Genomic DNA, 16,606 nt, shown 5'->3' on the forward strand with positions numbered 1-16,606 from the left:
GGCACCCTATACCCTCCCGCCGTCTGGAAAGCCCTTCCCCGTGCCGATGAACGAGATCTACGCGATCGCGATGCTGGTCGCCTTTTTCGGCTTCCTCATGGTCGGTTTTCCGGTCGCTCTGACGCTGGCGCTGTCGGGTTTCGTCTTTGGCTATCTCGGCTTCGGCGCAGGCCTGTTCAATCTCTTGCCGAGCCGGATCTACGGCGTCGTCGCGGGCTATACGCTGCTCGCCATCCCGCTCTTCGTCTTCATGGGCGTGATGCTGGAAAAATCGCGGCTGGCCGAAGATTTGATGGAGGTGGTCGGCCATTTGGCCGGCAATACCCGAGGCGGGCTCGGCGTCGGCATCATCCTGGTCGGCATCGTCATGGGCGCGACGACCGGCATCGTCGGCGCCACCGTGGTCACGCTTGGGCTGCTGACCCTGCCGAGCCTGCTGAAGCGCGGCTATGACAGGGGCCTCGCCTGCGGCGTCATCTGTGCCTCGGGCACCTTGGGCCAGATCATTCCGCCGAGCCTGATCCTGATCCTGCTCGCCGACATCATGAACGAGTCGGTCGGCACGCTGTTCGCAGCCGCCGTGCTGCCGGGCCTCCTGCTGTCAGCCATCTACATCGCCTATCTCCTCGGGCTCGGGCTGGTGCGTCCGGACATGGTGCCGCCCGTGCCTCAGGCCGAGCGCGACGCCATGGGCCGGCGCGAATTGCTGACCAAGCTCCTGCGGGTGGCGCTCCCGCCGCTCGGGCTTGTCGGCTGCGTGCTCGGCTCGATCATCGGCGGCGTCGCCGCGCCGACGGAAGCCGCCTCCATGGGCGCGCTCGGTTCCCTGCTCGTCACGGCCATCGGCGGCCGCTTTTCGCTGAAGATCATCAGGGAGGCCGTCTACGATGCCACCAAGATCACCGCGCAGATGATGTTCATCCTGATCTGTGCCCAGATCTTCGCCATCGCCTTTCGCGGGCTGGGCGGCGAAAGGCTGGTCGAGGATCTGTTCGCGATCCTGCCGGGCGGGACCAGCGCCGATGTCTGGTTCATGCTGACGATCGTCTTCGTGCTCGGCTTCTTCATCGAGTGGATCGAGATCTGCTACATCGCCGTGCCGCTCTTCCTGCCGGTCTTCCAGAACGCGGGAACGGACCTGGTCTGGATCGCGGCGCTGATCTGCGTGATGCTGCAGACATCGTTCCTGACGCCGCCCTTCGGCTGGGCCCTGTTCTATCTGCGCGGCGTGGCGCCGACCGAGGTCAGCACCGCCGATATCTATCGCGGCGTCATTCCCTTCGTTGGGATGCAGATCCTGGCGGTGCTGATCGTCTTTCTGATTCCCGGTCTCGCGACGGGGCTGCCCAAGCTGATCGGCTGGTAAGGAGAGCGTGAGGACTTGCATGTCAGGCTCGCAGCCCCACATCCCGGAGCCGCCCTGGCGCAAGACCACGATGACCACGAACGCCGCTTCACCCGTCGCGACGCCTCCGCTCCAGATCGAGGCTTTCGCGCATGTCGATCACTGGATCTTCGACCTCGACAACACGCTCTATTCGCATGAGAGCCAGGTCTGGCCGCAGGTCAACCAGCGGATCACCCTGTTCCTGCAGGAGCTGTTCGGGCTCGACGGGCTCTCCTCCCACGCGCTGCGCAATTACTACTACCATCGCTATGGCACGACGCTGAACGGGCTGATGGCCGAGCACGGGGTGGAGCCGGACGATTTCCTCGACTTCGCCCATGATGTCGACCTCAGCCTGCTCGAGCCCGATCCGGCGCTCGGAGCGGCGATTGCGGCGCTGCCGGGGCGCAAGCTGATCCTGACCAACGGCTCCGTCGCTCATGCACGCAACGTCGCCGGCAAGCTCGGCATCATCGACCATTTCGAGGATGTCTTCGACATCGTCGCGGCCGGCTTCACGCCCAAGCCCGAACGCTCGACCTACGAGCTGTTCCTCGCCAAGCATGCCGTCGATCCCGGCCGCGCCGCGATGTTCGAGGACATCGAGAAGAACCTCCTTGTGCCGAGCGAACTCGGCATGAAGACCGTGCTGATCATCCCGCAGACGCCCGACCCTTTCCGCGAGGCCTGGGAGCAGGCGGCGGTCGAGGCCGGCCATGTCCACCATGTCACCTCCGATCTGACCGGCTTCCTGACACCGTTGGCGCGGGGCTGACGTTCCTGCCTCGCACGGAGAAAATCATTCTCCGAAGCGGTGGGCTCCGTCGTCTTTTTCTTTACCGATGCCGATGCCGATGTTAGGCGGGGTTCTGTAAAAAGAACGCTTCGGAGTTTTCGTCATGTCCAACAGAACCGAGCGGACGGTCGGGTTCCACCCCGAAACCCGTCTCGTCCATGCCGGCACGCTGCGTTCGCAGTTCGGTGAGACCTCCGAGGCCCTCTTCCTGACGCAGGGCCACGTCTATGACAGCGCCGAGCAGGCCGAGGCGCGCTTCCTGAACAAGGACCCGGGCTTCCAGTACGCCCGCTTCTCGAACCCGACCGTGGCGATGCTGGAAGCGCGCATGGCCGCCTTCGAGGGGGCGGAGGCCTGCCGCGCCACGGCCACCGGCATGGCCGCCGTGACCGCAGCGATCATGGGCCAGGTCCGGCAGGGCGATCATGTCGTCGCCTCGCGCGCCCTGTTCGGCTCCTGCCGCTATGTCGTCGAGGAGCATCTGCCGCGCTATGGCGTGACCTCGACGCTGGTCGACGGCACGGACATCGCCGCCTGGCGCGCGGCCGTCACGCCGCAGACGAAGGTCTTCTTTCTGGAAAGCCCCTCCAACCCGACGTTGGAGGTCATCGATATCGCCGCCGTTGCCGCGCTGGCCAAAGAGGTCGGCGCCACGCTCGTCGTCGACAACGTTTTCGCCACGCCGCTCTTCCAGCGCCCGCTGGAGCTCGGCGCCGATTGCGTCGTCTACTCGGCGACCAAGCACATCGACGGGCAGGGCCGCTGTCTCGGCGGGCTGATCCTCGCCTCGCAGGATTTCATCGAGACCCATGTCCAGACCTTCCTGCGCCAGACCGGCCCGGCGATCTCGCCCTTCAACGCCTGGGTGATGCTGAAGGCGCTGGAGACCCTGCCGCTGCGCGTGCGCCAGCAGGCCCGACACGCCGCAATCATTGCCGAATGGCTCGCCAGCCGTCCCGGCCTGTCGCGCGTCATCTTCCCGGGCGCGAAGAACCATCCCCAGGCCGAGATCATCGCCCGCCAGATGACGGGCCCCTCGACGCTGGTCGCCTTCGAGGTCGAGGGCGGCAAGGACGCCGCCTTCCGCTTCCTCAACGGGCTGAAACTGATCCGCATCTCCAACAATCTGGGCGACGCCAAGAGCCTGATCGTCCACCCGGCGACGACAACCCATCAGCGCTTCTCGCCCGAGATCCGGGCCAGCATGGGCATCTCCGAAGGCCTCATACGCCTCTCCGCCGGCCTGGAGCATGCCGACGATCTCGTCGCCGATCTGGAGCGGGCGCTCGCGGGGATATGAGCGTCGCAGGGAGTCGCGCCCCTCAAGCAGCTGGGCCGTCATTCCGGGCAAGCGAAGCGCAGTCCCGGAATCCATCGTAGAGCCGGCCGTCCTTCGATGGATTCCGGATCGGCGCCGCTGACGCGGCTTGTCCGGAATGACGCAGAGGTTCGGCACCAGGCTGTTCCATGATGGCCTTCGCTCCGCCCTCCTGCTAAAGCGGGGCCGAATTTCGTGAGGAAACCGAGGCCGTCATGCGTTCTGGCGAAGTGAAGCGCCGCACCAACGAGACCGACATCGCCGTCTCGCTCGTTCTCGACGGATCCGGCAAGGCCGAGATCGCCTCGGGCGTCGGCTTCTTCGACCACATGCTCGACCTCTTCGCCCGCCATTCCCTGATCGACCTGAAGGTCGCGGTGAAGGGCGATACCCATATCGACGACCACCATTCGGTCGAGGACACCGGCATCGCGCTGGGCGAAGCCCTGCGGCAGGCGCTCGGCGACAAGAAGGGCATCCGCCGCTATGCCGACATCCATCTCCCGATGGATGAGACGCTGACGCGCGTCGCCGTCGATGTCTCCGGCCGGCCCTTCCTGGTCTTCCGCACCCGCTTCGAGGCGCAGAAGATCGGCACCTTCGACACCGAGCTGGTGCGCGAGTTCTTCCAGGCCTTCGCGATGAACGCCGGCATCACCCTGCATGTCGAGACGCTCTATGGCGATAACGCCCATCACATCGCCGAGAGCTGCTTCAAGGGGCTGGCGCGGGCGCTGCGTCACGCGCTCGAGGTCGATCCGCGCGAGGGCGGCCGCGTGCCCTCGACCAAGGGCGCGCTCTGAGAGGATCGCAGCATGGCATTCTACACGGTGATGATTCCGCCGCCGGGCTCGGGCGGCGCGCGTGACGAGATCGAGCAGGCGCAGCTCCTGCCCGAGACCTTCGCCTGGCCCGCCTTCGTCTTCGGAGGCTTCTGGCTGCTCGGCAAGCGACTCTGGCTGGCCACGCTGCTCTATGTCCTGCTGTGGGGCGCGCTGCTTTATGCGAGCAGCCGGTTCGGCCTGACCAGCGGCGCCATGCTGATCGCCCACTGGACGATCGCGCTCTTTCTCGGTCTGGAGGGCCACAACCTTCTGGCCCGCAAGCTCGCGCGGCAGGGCTGGCGCCTGGCCGATGTGGTCGAGGCGCGCGATCTGTCCGAGGCCGAGCGGCGCTATTTCGAGCGGGCGCTGGCCGGAGAGACGGTGCCGCCGCGCATCGCCCCGGCGACGCCGCTGCGCAGCCAGCCGACGAGCCCCGTCCCCGTGATCGGGCTGTTTCCCGAGGCGCAGGGTCGATGAGCCAGTCGGTCGTCATCATCGACTACGGCTCGGGCAATCTGCACTCCGCCGCCAAGGCCTTCGAGCGTGCGGCGGCCGAATCCGGGATCGCCTCGACCATCGCCGTCACCAGCGACACCGATGCGGTCCGCGCGGCGGATCGGATCGTCCTGCCCGGCGTCGGCGCCTTCGCCGATTGCCGCCGCGGGCTCGATGCCGTGCCGGGCATGGTCGAGGTGCTGGAGGAGGTCGTGCGGGGCAAGGGGCGCCCTTTCCTCGGCATCTGTGTCGGCATGCAGCTGCTGGCCTCGCGCGGGCTCGAATACACCGTCACCGAAGGCCTCGGCTGGATCGAGGGCGATGTCTCGCTGATCGTGCCGCAGGGCGAGGGTCTCAAGATCCCGCATATGGGCTGGAACACGCTGGAGGCGCGCCACGCTCACCCGCTTCTGGACGGCATCGAGACCGGCCCGACCGGCCTGCACGCCTATTTCGTCCACTCCTACGCTCTGGCGGCGGCCCATGCCGAGGAGGTGATCGCCGTCACCGACCATGGCGGGCCCGTCACGGCCATGGTCGGGCGCGACAATATCGCCGGCACCCAGTTCCACCCGGAGAAGAGCCAGACGCTCGGGCTTCGGCTGCTCGCCAACTTCCTGAGGTGGAAGCCGTGATCCTCTTTCCCGCCATCGACCTCAAGAACGGCCAGTGCGTGCGCCTGAAACAGGGCGACATGGACCAGGCGACGGTCTTCAACGACGATCCGGCTGCACAGGGCGCCGCCTTCGAGTCGCAGGGTTTCCGCTGGCTCCATGTCGTCGATCTCGACGGTGCCTTCGCCGGCAAGCCGATGAATGCGGCGGCGGTCGAGGCCATTCTGGCGCGGGTCGCCTTCCCGGTGCAGCTCGGCGGCGGCATCCGCGACATGAAGACCGTCGAGGGCTGGCTTTCCAAGGGGATCCGCCGCGTCATCATTGGCACCGCTGCGGTGCGCGATCCCGGTTTCGTCCGCGAGGCGGCGAAGGCCTTTCCGGGGCAGGTCGCGGTCGGCATCGATGCGCGCGACGGATATGTTGCCGTCGAAGGCTGGGCCGAGACCTCGACGCTGGCGGCCGCCGATCTCGGGCGGCGCTTCGAGGATGCCGGCGTGGCGGCGATCGTCTACACCGACATCGCCCGCGATGGCATGCTCCAGGGCATCAACTGGGACGGCACCATCGCCTTGGCGAAGGCGCTGACCATCCCCGTCATTGCGTCCGGCGGATTGGCCTCCATGGCCGATATCGAGCGGATGATGGCGCCGGATGCCGCGATCCTGGAAGGGGCCATCACCGGCCGCGCGCTCTATGACGGCCGCATCGACCCGGCCGCCGCGCTGGAGCGGCTGGCGCGCGCCGCCTGAGCGCAGCCGCCGTCAGAGCATCGGCAGCGAGGACGGCTTCCGCCCCAGCGGAAAGGCTGCGTCGATCCGCGCGAGGTCGCCCTCCGTCAGCCTGAGCCGCAGCGCGCCGGCATTGTCCTCGACATGGGCTTGCGTCCCGGCCTTCGGGATCGCGAAGACGCTCGGGCGCCGTGTCAGGAAGGCGAGCGCGACCTGCCGCGGGCTCGCGCCATGCGCGCTGGCGATCTCGCCGAGGACCTGGCCGCCCGGGCTGCCGGTGGTCGGGAAACCGTCATGCCCGAACGGGCTGTAGGCGGTCACGGCGACACCGTTGCGCTCGCACCAGGGGATGACAGCATGCTCAATCGCGCGCTCGCGCAGATGGTAGAGTACCTGGTTGCAGGCGATCTTGCCGGGCCCCGCCACCGCCAGCGCCTCGTCGAGATCGTCCTCGTCGAAATTGCTGACGCCCCAGGACAGGATCTTGCCCTGCGCCTTGAGGTCTTCGAAGGCGGCGAAGGTCTCCGCCAGCGGGTGCGGCCCGCGCCAATGCAGCAGATAGCAATCCAGCCGGTCGGTCTTGAGATGGCGAAGCGAGCGCTCGCAAGCGGCGCGCACGCCCGCCTTCGAGGCGTTGTGCGGCAGCACCTTCGAGACGAGAAAGACCTCCTCGCGCCATCCGGCGATGGCCTCGCCGATGATCGCCTCCGAGCGCCCGTCGCCATACATCTCGGCCGTGTCGAGATGCGTCAGGCCGAGATCGAGCCCGCGCCGTAGCGCCGCGACGGCTTCGGCCCGGTCGCCCCGCTCGATGTACCAGCTGCCCTGGCCGATGGCGGGCACTTCGCGGCCAGTTGATCCGAACGGTGTCATCACGGTCTTCCTTTTCCCAGCAAGAGCCTATGCTGGCGCTGGCCAAAATGTAGGAACATTGCTACAATCGCCATGGCGATGAGGGATGTTCGGGAGGCTAGCATGCCAACGACGTTGTCCAGCCGAGAGTTCAATCACGACACGGGTCGGGCCAAGAAGGCCGCCCAAGACGGACCCGTATTCATCACGGATCGGGGCCGACCTTCTCACGTGCTGCTGTCGATCGAGGATTACCGCAAGCTCTCGTCGAAGGGGATGACACTGGCCGAAGCGATTGCCGATCCGAGGCCTGAAGCGGATTTCGAATTCGATCCCCCGAGGCTACGCGGGTTCAGCTTCAAGCCGGCTGATTTCGAGTGATGTTCCTGCTCGACACCAATGTGATCTCGGAATTGCGTCGCAAGAACCGGTTCGATGCAAACGTCTACGCGTGGTCGCAAGCCGTTCCCCTCGAAAGCCTCTATGTGTCGGTCGTCACGGTGATGGAGATCGAACAGGGAATTCTCCTCGTGGGGCGCCATGATCGTCGGCAGGCCAATTCTCTCCGATCATGGATGACTGAACAGTTCCTGCCCCGGTTCGAGGCGCGAGTGCTGGCCTTCGATACCGTTGTCGCTTTGCGCTGTGCTGCAATGCACGTGCCCGATCCGAAGCCGGATCGAGACAGCATGATAGCGGCGACGGCATCCGTTCATGGTCTGACGGTTGCAACGCGAAACGTCAGGGATTTTGAAGCCTGCGGCGTACCCGTCTTCAACCCGTGGCTGTACGCGCCATGAGGCGCGATCACGCCGGCAGCGTTCCGTTCGCCGACAGCACCTCGCCCGCGAGATAGAGCGAGCCGCAGATCAGGATGCGCGGCGGGGCCGACCAGTCGCGCGCGGCGATCTCGCGCAGCGCCTGCTCGACCGAGCCCGCGACCTCGGCGGTGAGACCAGCCGCGCGGGCGAGCTCCGCCACCTCCTCGGCCGGACGGGCGGCGAGCTGGTTCTGCATCGGGACGGCAAACAGCAGCTGCGCCAGCCCCTTGAAATGGCCGAGCGTTGCGCCCGCATCCTTGGTCGAGAGCAGGCCGGCGATCATCACCAGCGGCGCCGGATTGCGGTCGGCGAGATCGGCCATGGCCTGGGCCAGCACGCGGCCGCCATCGGGGTTGTGGCCGCCATCGAGCCAGAGTTCGGCCCGGCCCGGCACCAGTTCCGCGAGCTTGCCGCGCGCGATGCGCTGCAGCCGCGCCGGCCAGTCGGCATTGAGCATGCCTTGCTCGAAGGCGGAGCTCGGCAGGCCGCCATAGCCGGCCGCGCGCAGGGCGGCGATCGCGGTCCCGGCATTGACGTGCTGGTGGCGGCCCGCGAGCTTCGGCAGCGGCAGGTCGAGCAGCCCGTCGCCATCCTCATAGACCAGCCGGCCGCCGGCCTCGTGGACCGAGAAGTCCTGCGCGCCGATCAGGATTTTGGACGCGCCGACCCGCTCGGCGGTCGCTTCGAGAACCGCCGTCGGCTCGGGTTCCTGCGGGGCGATGACGGCGGGCGCGCCGCGCTTGAAGATGCCGGCCTTCTCGCCCGCGATCTTGGTGACGGTGTCGCCGAGATATTCGGCATGATCGAGCGAGACCGGCGTCACCACCGTACAGGCAGGGTTGGCGATGACATTGGTAGCATCGAAGCGCCCGCCGAGGCCGACCTCGAGCAGAACCACATCCGCCTCATGCTCGGCGAACAGGAGCAGCGCGACGGCGGTCGTGATCTCGAAGAAGGTGATCGCATCCCCGGCATTGGCCCGCTCGCAGCGCTCCAGCGCCTCGACCAGGACCGTCTCGTCGACGAAACGGCCGCCGCCGGGCGCTCCCAGCCGGATGCGCTCGTGGAAGCGCACGAGATGCGGGGAGGTGTAGACATGGACGGAGAGCCCCGCCGCCTCCAGGATCGCCCGCATGAACGCGATGGTCGATCCCTTGCCGTTGGTACCGGCGACATGGATGACCGGCGGCAGGCGCTTCTGTGGGTCGCCGAGCCGCTCTAGAAGCGTCAGGATGCGCCCGAGCGAGAGGTCGATCAGCTTCGGGTGCAGCGCCAGCAGGCGCGCCAGAACCGTATCGGACGACCCCATGATGCCGAACGCCGACTCAGACGGCTTCGGCGACCGGCGCGGCGGGCACCGCAGGCTTGGCGTCCTGGCCCGCCGCCGGCTGCTTCGTCAGCAGGCGGCCGAGGCGGGCGAGCGTCTCCGGCAGATCGTGGCGGTGGACCACCATGTCGACCATGCCGTGATCCTTGAGATATTCCGCGCGCTGGAAGCCCTCGGGCAGCTTCTCGCGGATCGTCTGCTCGATCACGCGCGGCCCGGCGAAGCCGATCAGGGCGCCAGGCTCGGCGATGTGGATGTCGCCCAGCATCGCGTAGGAGGCGGTGACGCCGCCGGTGGTCGGGTTGGTCAGCACGACGATATAGGGCAGGCCGGCCTTGCGCAGCATCCGCACTGCGACGGTGGTCCGCGGCAGCTGCATCAGGGACAGGATGCCCTCCTGCATGCGCGCCCCGCCCGAGGCGGCGAAGACGACATAAGGCGTCTTCTTCTCGATCGCGGTCTGCGCGCCCTTGATGAAGGCTTCGCCCGCCGCCATGCCGAGCGAGCCGCCCATGAAATGGAAGTCCTGCACCGCGATGGTCAGGGCGAAGCCCTTGACCCGGCCATAGCCGACCTTGAAGGCATCGTTCGCACCGGTCTTGGCGCGGGCATCCTTCAGCCGGTCGATATAGCGCTTCTCGTCGCGGAACTTCAGCGGGTCGGCGGCGACCTCGGGCAGCGGCACGTCGAGCCACTTGCCCTCGTCGAAGGTCATCTTCAGCCGGTCCTGCGCGGTGACGCGCATATGGTGGTCCGAGCCGGGAATGACGAAGCCATTGGCCTCGACATCCTTATGAAACACCATCTGCCCGGAATCCGGGCATTTGATCCAGAGATTCTCCGGGCTCTCGCGCTTGAACAGCGTCTTGATGCGTGGCCGGACGACTTCGGAAATCCAGTTCATGGATCGACCCTTGCGGTTCTGGCGCGGAGGACGGGCGAGGCCGGGGGCCTCAGGCCGCCGCCTTCGCGGCCGAGCGGATGCCCGCCGCCAGTTCGGAGACCAGCGAGGTGACAGCCGAAACCGTCTTTTCCGTGGCCTTGCCCTCGGCGTCGAGCGAGAGGCGCACGCGCTCGACCAGCGCCGACCCGACGACGACGCCGTCGGCGCCCCGCGCGATGGTCTCGGCGTCCTGCGCCGTCTTCACGCCGAAGCCGACGGCGACGGGCAGATCGGTATGGCGCTTGATCCGCGCCACCGCATCGCCGACCGCGTCGTAATTGGTGATGGCGCCGCCGGTCACGCCGGTCATCGAGACGTAGTAGACGAAGCCCGAGGTGTTCTGCAGCACCTTGGGCAGGCGCCGGTCGTCGGTCGTCGGCGTCGCCAGGCGGATGAAGCTCACGCCCGCCGCCAGCGCCGGCAGGCAGAGCTCGCTGTCTTCCTCCGGCGGCAGATCGACGACGATGAGACCGTCGACGCCCGCTTCCCGCGCATCCTGCAGGAAGCGCTCGACGCCGTAGACATAGATCGGGTTGTAGTAGCCCATCAGCACGATCGGCGTGTCGTGCCCGGCGCCCCGGAATTCCGCGACCATCGCCAGCGTCTTCTTCAGCGTCTGCCCCGCCTTCAGCGCGCGCTGCCCGGCGAGCTGGACGGGGATGCCGTCGGCCATCGGGTCGGTGAAGGGCACGCCGAGCTCGATGATGTCGGCGCCGGCCGCGGGCAGGGCGGTCAGGATCGCGGCCGAGGTGGCGAGGTCGGGGTCGCCGGCGGTGACGAAGGTCACGAGCGCGGCGCGGCCCTCGGCAGCGCAGGCCTGGAAACGGGCCTGGATGCGAGCCTGGCCGGTGGCGGTCTGGATATCGGTCATGGCCCGAGCGGTTAGCATGGCGCGCGCGCACTGGCGAGAGGCTTGCGCAGGGGCGCTTGCGTACGCGGCGCGCGTGGGTCACATCCGGCCTCCATGCGCGCCTTCGACACGCCCCTCCCGATCGACGCCGTGCTCGGCGATCTTGCGGCCGCCCTGCGCAACCGGTCCAATGCCGTCCTCGTCGCGCCGCCGGGCGCCGGCAAGACCACGCGCGTGCCGCTCGCTTTGCTCGACGAGCCCTGGGTGCAGGGCGGCAAGCTGATCGTGCTGGAGCCGCGCCGGCTGGCGGCGCGCGGCGCGGCCTCTCGCATGGCGCAGACGCTGGGCGAGCGCGTCGGCGAGACGGTCGGCCTGCGTGTCCGGTTGGGATCCAAGATCGGCCCCAAGACGCGCATCGAAGTGGTCACCGAAGGCGTTTTCGCGCGGATGATCCTCGACGATCCGGCGCTGGACGGTGTTGCCGCCGTGCTCTTCGACGAGTTTCACGAGCGTTCGCTCGATGCCGATTTCGGGCTGGCGCTCGCGCTGGATGCGCAGGGAGGCCTGCGCGAGGATCTGCGCATTCTGGTGATGTCGGCGACGCTGGACGGCGCGCGCGTCGCCGGGTTGCTCGGCGAGGCGCCGGTGATCGAGAGCCAGGGCCGCGCCTTCCCGGTCGAGACCCGCTATCTCGGCCGCGACCCGCTGAAACGGATCGAGGATCAGGTCGCGGATGCGGTGCTGCTGGCGCTGAACGAGCAGCCCGGCTCGCAGCTCGTCTTCCTGCCCGGCCAGGGCGAGATCAGGCGGGTCGAGGAACGGCTGCGCGAGCGCATTCGCGACAGGGATGTCGAGATCGCGCCGCTCTATGGCGCGCTCGACCAGGCCGAGCAGGACCGCGCCGTGCTGCCGGCGCCGCCTGGCCGTCGCAAGGTCGTGCTCGCCACCGCCATCGCCGAAACCTCGCTGACGATCGAGGGCGTCAGGGTGGTGATCGATTCAGGGCTCGCCCGCGTGCCAGTCTACGAGCCCGATCTCGGCGTGACGCGTCTCGAGACCCGCCGTGCCAGCCGCGCCGCCAGCGACCAGCGCCGTGGCCGCGCCGGGCGCACCGAGCCGGGCATCTGCTACCGGCTCTGGGAAGAGGCTGGCAACGGCGCGCTCGAAGCCTTTGCCCGCCCCGAGATTCTCTCGGCGGACCTCGCCCCGCTGCTGCTCGACTGTGCCGCCTGGGGCGTGTCGGACCCCGCCAGCCTCGCCTTCCTCGATCCGCCCCCGGCGCCGGCCCTGAAGGAGGCGCGCAGCCTTCTGAACAGCATCGGCGCGCTCGATGACGATGGCCGCATCACGCCGGAAGGTCGCTCCCTCCAGACCCTGCCGCTGCCGCCGCGGCTCGCCCGCATGGTCGTGGTCGCGGCGCGCTACGGACAGGCTGGTCCGGCCGCCCAGCTCGCCGCGCTTCTGGTCGAGCGCGGACTGGGGGGTGACGCGATCGACCTGTCGGAGCGGCTCGACCGGCTGGAACGCGAGAGAGGTGGCCGCGCCGCCGATATGCGCCGCCTCGCCGAGGGCTGGGCCCGCGCCGCGGAGCGGGCCGCAGGCCCGTCCAGACCCCGCGATGCCCTCTCGGTCGGGCTTCTCCTCGCCTTCGCCTATCCCGAGCGCATCGCCAAGGCACGCAGCGCCGGTTCAGGGCAATATCTCCTCGCCAATGGCCGCGGCGCAACGCTGGAGGCGTCCCAGCGGCTCGCCCGCGAGACCCATCTTGTGATCGCGGAGATGACCGGCGCGGCCCAGCAGGCGCGCATCCTCTCGGCTGCGTCCTTTACCGAGGCCGACATCGCCTGGCTGGTCGCCGAGGGATTCTCGCCCTTCGCGATCGAGGACCGCAGCGAGACGAGCTTCGACCGGACCGCCCGTGCGCTGCGCGTGCGGGCGGTGCGGCGCTATGGCGCCCTCAGCCTCGCCGAGCGGCCGCTGCCGGCCGAGCCGACACTGGCGAACGCGACCGTTCTGGCGGAGGGCATCGCCGCGCTCGGCATCGGCCTGCTGCCGTGGACGAAGGCGCAGCGGCAGTTGCGCGAGCGCGTCGGGTTTCTGCGGCGGGCCGCGCTGGAGGCCGGTGCGACGGAGGCCTGGCCGGACCTGTCGGACGAAGGGCTGGCGGCTGATGCTGCGCTATGGCTCGCGCCGCATCTCGTCGGCCGGGCATCGTTGGCGGCCATCGAGCCTGGCGATCTCGACGGGGCGCTAAGCGAGCTGCTGCCCTGGGAGCTGAAGCGACGGCTTGACGCCGAGGCGCCAACGCATTTCACCGCGCCCACCGGCTCCAGCCTCGCGGTCGACTACGGCGCCGAGGCCGGCCCGACGATCTCGGTGCGCGTGCAGGAACTGTTCGGGTTGTCGAAGCATCCGGCGCTGGCCGGCGGGCGGGTGCCGCTGGTGCTGGAACTGCTCTCGCCCGGCCACAAGCCGGTCCAGATCACCCGCGACCTGCCGGGCTTCTGGCGCGGGTCCTGGGCGGCCGTGAAATCGGAGATGAAAGGCCGCTACCCCCGCCATCCCTGGCCGGACGATCCCGCAGCCGCCCCGCCCACGACCCGGGCCAAGCCGCGCGGGACGTGAGAGATTGGCCGTCATTCTCGGGCGGAGCGAAGCGCAGACCCGAGAATCTCGCGAAGGAAGGGCGCCGGTCGGAGAGATGCTCGGGTCAAGCCCGAGCATGACGGCCTGAGGCCTCTCAATTCCCCATCCGGTCGCGCCATTGCCGCTCGCCGGCGAGGCAGCTGGCGTTGCTGCCGGTCGATTGCGCTTTCTGCACCACCGCCTCGCCCTCGCGCGGCATTTCGGCGATTTCGCGGATCAGTTTCGTGCGCGTCGCGTCGACGAACTGGGTGCGCTCGCGGATCGGGATGACGAAGGCGCCCGGCCCGGTGACGACGCAGTCCTTGTAGTAGACGTCGAGATTGTCGATGTCGAAATAGCTCGCCTGCTTCAGCATCACCGGCAGCCCGTTGATGCTGATGCCTTTTGCGGCGGCCTCGTCGCGCGCGACCGTCACGGGCCGTCCGTCATTGTTGGCCCCGTCGCCGGAGATATCGATCACCTTGCGCATCGGCGTGACATTGGCCTGCTCGAGCAGCTGCACGGCCGTGTCGATCGCCGCCGAGATCGAGGTGCGCCGCCCCCGCCGCGTCTGCGCCTCGCCGAGTTCTTCCGCGAAGGCGATGGCCGAGGCGGGCGTGTCGATGATCGTCCAGGGTTTGACGACATGCTGGAAATGCCCGCCCGCCCATTCGAAATAGGTCACGGCGATCTTGCCGATCGCACCCTTGGCGATGGCGTCGTGCAGCGGTTTGGACCGGAAGGCCTCGATATAGCCGTTGCGCTGCAGCGCGAGCTCGTCGAGATCCATCGAGAAGGAGACATCGACCGCCAGCACCAGCGCGACATCGACCTCTTCGGGCGGGCCGGCGGCCGGCTGGGCACGGGCGGCGGCGGAAAACCATCCCGCGGCCGCCAGACTCAAGAGACCGTACAGCCAACGCCGCATCGCCACCTCCGTCATCCCATCGTGACGAAACTGTGCGCCTGCTTTTGATTCTGTCCAAGCCCCAAAACCGGGCGGTCACCGCTCCGTGAGAATACGTTCCGGTTGTGCGGACCGCCGCCGATCGACGATCGCGATCGCGGCCGCCAGCGCTTCCTCGATCGTCAGCGCCGAGGTGTCGAGGATGACGGCATCGTCGGCGGCTTTCAGCGGCGCATCGCTGCGGCCCGAATCGCGCGCGTCGCGCCGGCGGATATCGGCGAGGATGTTGTCGAAGGTGGCCTCTTCGCCGCGGCCGGCGAGTTCCTTGTGGCGTCGCGCCGCGCGCACCTCGGGCGTGGCGGTGACGAAGAGCTTGGCCCGCGCCTGCGGGCAGATCACCGTGCCGATGTCGCGCCCGTCGAGCACGGCGCCACCGGGCTGCCCGGCAAAGCGCCGCTGCCGCTCGATCAGCCCGCTGCGCACGGCCGGCATCGCGGCGACCACGGAGGCGGCCTCGCCGATCTCGCGGCCGCGCAGCGTGTCCTCGTCGAAGGCGCCCTGATCGAAGCGGGAAACGATCTCGCCGGCCGCCGCCGCGTCGCGGATGTCGTGACCGGCCTCGAGCATGGCGCGCGCCACCATCCGGTAGAGCAGCCCGGTGTCGAGATAGGGCAGGCCGTAATGTGCCGAGAGCCGGCGCGCCAGCGTGCCCTTGCCGGAGGCGGCGGGCCCATCGACCGCGATGACGAGCCCGGCGGGGGAAGCGCTCATCCGATCTCGCCCCCGAGCCCGTTCATGAGGGCGACGAAGCTCGGGAAGCTCGTCGCGATCATGGCGCCGTCATCGACCTGCATGGGCTTGTCCGTCGCCAGCCCCATGACGAGGAAGCTCATGGCGATGCGGTGATCGAGATGGGTGGCGACGGTGCCGCCGCCCGCAACGGAGCCGCCCGAGCCCTCGACGACCAGATCGTCGCCCTCGATCGCGCAGGTCACGCCCGCCGCCTTCAGCCCGGCTTCGACCGCCGCGAGGCGGTCCGATTCCTTGACCCGCAGCTCCTGCAGGCCACGCATCCGCGTGGTCCCGGTCGCGAAGGAGGCGGCCACCGCCAGCACCGGATACTCGTCGATCATCGAGGGCGCCCGCTCTGGCGGCACGGTCACGCCCTTCAGCGATCCGGCGCGGACCCGCAGCGTCGCCACCGCCTCGCCGCCCTCATTGGCTTCGCTCTCGATCGTGATGTCGGCGCCCATTTCGCGCAGCGTGGTCAGAAGTCCCGAGCGCAGCGGGTTGGTCATCACGCTCTCGATCAGCACGTCCGAGCCCGGCACGATCAGCGCCGCGACCAGCGGGAAGGCCGCGGAGGAAGGGTCGGCCGGCACCACGATCGGCGCCGCCTGCAGCTCCGGCTGGCCCTTCAGCACGATTCGCCGGCCATGCTCGCCCTCGGGCGAGACCGTCACCTGCGCGCCGAAATGGGTCAGCATCTTCTCGGTGTGATCGCGCGTCGCTTCCGTCTCGATCACCGTCGTCTCGCCCGGCGCGGCGAGGCCGGCGAGCAGCACGGCGGATTTGATCTGCGCCGAGGCGACCGGCGTCCGATAGACGATCGGCAGCGCCTCCTTCGGCCCGCGCAGCGTCAGCGGCACGCGCCCGCCCTCTTCCTGCGAGACGATGACCGTGCCCATCTGCTCGAGCGGATCGAGGATGCGGCGCATCGGCCGCTTCCGCAGCGAGGCGTCGCCGTCGAAGGTCGTGGTGATCGGGTGCGAGCCGCAGACACCCATCATAAGCCGGGAGCCCGTACCGGCATTGCCGAAATCCAGCGTGCCGGCCGGCTCGCGCAGCCCGCCGACGCCGACGCCGCGCACGCGCCAGGAGCCCGGCCCGTCATGATGGACGGTGGCGCCCAGCGCCCGCGCCGCCGCGGCGGTGCGCATCACATCCTCGCCCTCGAGCAGCCCGGTCACCGTCGTCTCGCCGATCGCGAGCAGGCCGAAGATCATCGCGCGGTGGGAAATCGACTTGTCGCCTGGAACGCGGACGCGGCCGCGCAGCGGGCCGCCGCGGCGGGCGGTGACGGGAACGGGGGTGTGAGAATGGGCCACGGGCGTGTTCT

The 16,606-nt window shown here is 68.7% G+C and carries 17 protein-coding genes; 10 read left to right on the forward strand and 7 right to left on the reverse strand.

From position 1 onward, the window contains the following. Positions 1–46: 46 nt before the first annotated feature. The 7 genes from ACFPN9_RS16445 (at position 47) to hisA (ending at position 6,183) form a co-directional block, all read left to right on the forward strand. The gene (locus tag ACFPN9_RS16445) at positions 47–1,366 is read left to right on the forward strand and encodes a TRAP transporter large permease subunit (RefSeq protein ID WP_067253689.1); all 1,320 of its coding nucleotides are present in this window, start codon (positions 47–49) and stop codon (positions 1,364–1,366) included. Positions 1,367–1,436: 70 nt separating this feature from the next. Then, positions 1,437–2,162, forward strand: coding sequence for a pyrimidine 5'-nucleotidase (locus ACFPN9_RS16450; protein ID WP_067253711.1), 726 nt, complete (start codon positions 1,437–1,439; stop codon positions 2,160–2,162). A gap of 124 nt (positions 2,163–2,286) precedes the next feature. After that, positions 2,287–3,483, forward strand: a complete 1,197-nt coding sequence (locus ACFPN9_RS16455) for an O-succinylhomoserine sulfhydrylase (RefSeq protein ID WP_377817259.1) — start codon at positions 2,287–2,289, stop codon at positions 3,481–3,483. 233 nt (positions 3,484–3,716) lie between these two features. Further along, positions 3,717–4,304, forward strand: a complete 588-nt coding sequence (gene hisB / locus ACFPN9_RS16460) for an imidazoleglycerol-phosphate dehydratase HisB (protein WP_066717671.1) — start codon at positions 3,717–3,719, stop codon at positions 4,302–4,304. A gap of 12 nt (positions 4,305–4,316) precedes the next feature. Further along, entirely contained in the window at positions 4,317–4,802 is a 486-nt protein-coding gene (locus ACFPN9_RS16465) for a DUF2628 domain-containing protein (RefSeq protein ID WP_066717674.1), read from the forward strand. Beyond that, positions 4,799–5,455: an imidazole glycerol phosphate synthase subunit HisH gene (gene hisH, locus ACFPN9_RS16470; RefSeq protein ID WP_066717677.1), complete on the forward strand. Its 657-nt coding sequence runs from the start codon at positions 4,799–4,801 to the stop codon at positions 5,453–5,455. The genes ACFPN9_RS16465 and hisH overlap by 4 nt, the downstream gene beginning before the upstream one ends. Further along, complete coding sequence (gene hisA, locus ACFPN9_RS16475; RefSeq protein WP_156446429.1) at positions 5,443–6,183, forward strand: 1-(5-phosphoribosyl)-5-[(5-phosphoribosylamino)methylideneamino]imidazole-4-carboxamide isomerase; 741 nt, start codon at positions 5,443–5,445, stop codon at positions 6,181–6,183. Before hisH ends, hisA begins: the two co-directional genes overlap by 13 nt. A 12-nt stretch (positions 6,184–6,195) precedes the next feature. Here hisA and ACFPN9_RS16480 read toward each other — a convergent pair whose 3' ends face one another. Further along, positions 6,196–7,035 (reverse strand): aldo/keto reductase, encoded by an 840-nt coding sequence (locus ACFPN9_RS16480; RefSeq protein ID WP_066717683.1) that lies wholly within the window; start codon positions 7,033–7,035, stop codon positions 6,196–6,198. A gap of 102 nt (positions 7,036–7,137) precedes the next feature. On the opposite strand from ACFPN9_RS16480, the gene ACFPN9_RS16485 reads away from it, so the two are divergent. Together ACFPN9_RS16485 and ACFPN9_RS16490 are read left to right on the forward strand one after the other, a co-directional pair. Beyond that, positions 7,138–7,395 carry a type II toxin-antitoxin system Phd/YefM family antitoxin gene (locus tag ACFPN9_RS16485; protein WP_066717788.1) on the forward strand — a complete coding sequence of 86 codons (258 nt, stop codon included), beginning with the start codon at positions 7,138–7,140 and terminating at the stop codon, positions 7,393–7,395. Further along, positions 7,395–7,814: a type II toxin-antitoxin system VapC family toxin gene (locus ACFPN9_RS16490; RefSeq protein ID WP_066717686.1), complete on the forward strand. Its 420-nt coding sequence runs from the start codon at positions 7,395–7,397 to the stop codon at positions 7,812–7,814. The genes ACFPN9_RS16485 and ACFPN9_RS16490 overlap by 1 nt, the downstream gene beginning before the upstream one ends. 7 nt (positions 7,815–7,821) lie before the next feature. On the opposite strand, the gene ACFPN9_RS16495 is transcribed toward ACFPN9_RS16490, so the two are convergent. The 3 genes from ACFPN9_RS16495 to trpA are packed head-to-tail and all read right to left on the reverse strand — an operon-like array spanning position 7,822 to position 10,976. Continuing rightward, complete coding sequence (locus ACFPN9_RS16495; protein WP_066717689.1) at positions 7,822–9,144, reverse strand: bifunctional folylpolyglutamate synthase/dihydrofolate synthase; 1,323 nt, start codon at positions 9,142–9,144, stop codon at positions 7,822–7,824. A gap of 16 nt (positions 9,145–9,160) precedes the next feature. Then, positions 9,161–10,066, reverse strand: coding sequence for an acetyl-CoA carboxylase, carboxyltransferase subunit beta (gene accD, locus ACFPN9_RS16500; protein WP_066717691.1), 906 nt, complete (start codon positions 10,064–10,066; stop codon positions 9,161–9,163). A 49-nt stretch (positions 10,067–10,115) separates the two neighbouring features. Further along, complete coding sequence (trpA, locus tag ACFPN9_RS16505; RefSeq protein ID WP_066717693.1) at positions 10,116–10,976, reverse strand: tryptophan synthase subunit alpha; 861 nt, start codon at positions 10,974–10,976, stop codon at positions 10,116–10,118. A 93-nt stretch (positions 10,977–11,069) separates the two neighbouring features. Between trpA and hrpB the strand changes: the two genes are divergently transcribed. After that, complete coding sequence (hrpB, locus tag ACFPN9_RS16510) at positions 11,070–13,580, forward strand: ATP-dependent helicase HrpB (RefSeq protein WP_066717696.1); 2,511 nt, start codon at positions 11,070–11,072, stop codon at positions 13,578–13,580. A 115-nt stretch (positions 13,581–13,695) separates the two neighbouring features. Here the strand turns inward: hrpB and ACFPN9_RS16515 are convergent, their stop codons facing one another. From ACFPN9_RS16515 to aroA, 3 genes are all read right to left on the reverse strand, one after another. Continuing rightward, a complete protein-coding gene (locus tag ACFPN9_RS16515; protein ID WP_066717790.1) occupies positions 13,696–14,508 on the reverse strand; it encodes a DUF1194 domain-containing protein in 813 nt (270 codons plus the stop codon). Between the two features lie 75 nt (positions 14,509–14,583). Further along, positions 14,584–15,258 carry a (d)CMP kinase gene (gene cmk, locus ACFPN9_RS16520; protein WP_066717698.1) on the reverse strand — a complete coding sequence of 225 codons (675 nt, stop codon included), beginning with the start codon at positions 15,256–15,258 and terminating at the stop codon, positions 14,584–14,586. Next, positions 15,255–16,595, reverse strand: a complete 1,341-nt coding sequence (aroA, locus tag ACFPN9_RS16525) for a 3-phosphoshikimate 1-carboxyvinyltransferase (protein ID WP_066717701.1) — start codon at positions 16,593–16,595, stop codon at positions 15,255–15,257. Before aroA ends, cmk begins: the two co-directional genes overlap by 4 nt. Positions 16,596–16,606 lie beyond the last annotated feature (11 nt).

Source organism: Allobosea massiliensis, assembly GCF_042655245.1.
GTDB classification, from domain to species: domain Bacteria; phylum Pseudomonadota; class Alphaproteobacteria; order Rhizobiales; family Beijerinckiaceae; genus Allobosea; species Allobosea massiliensis.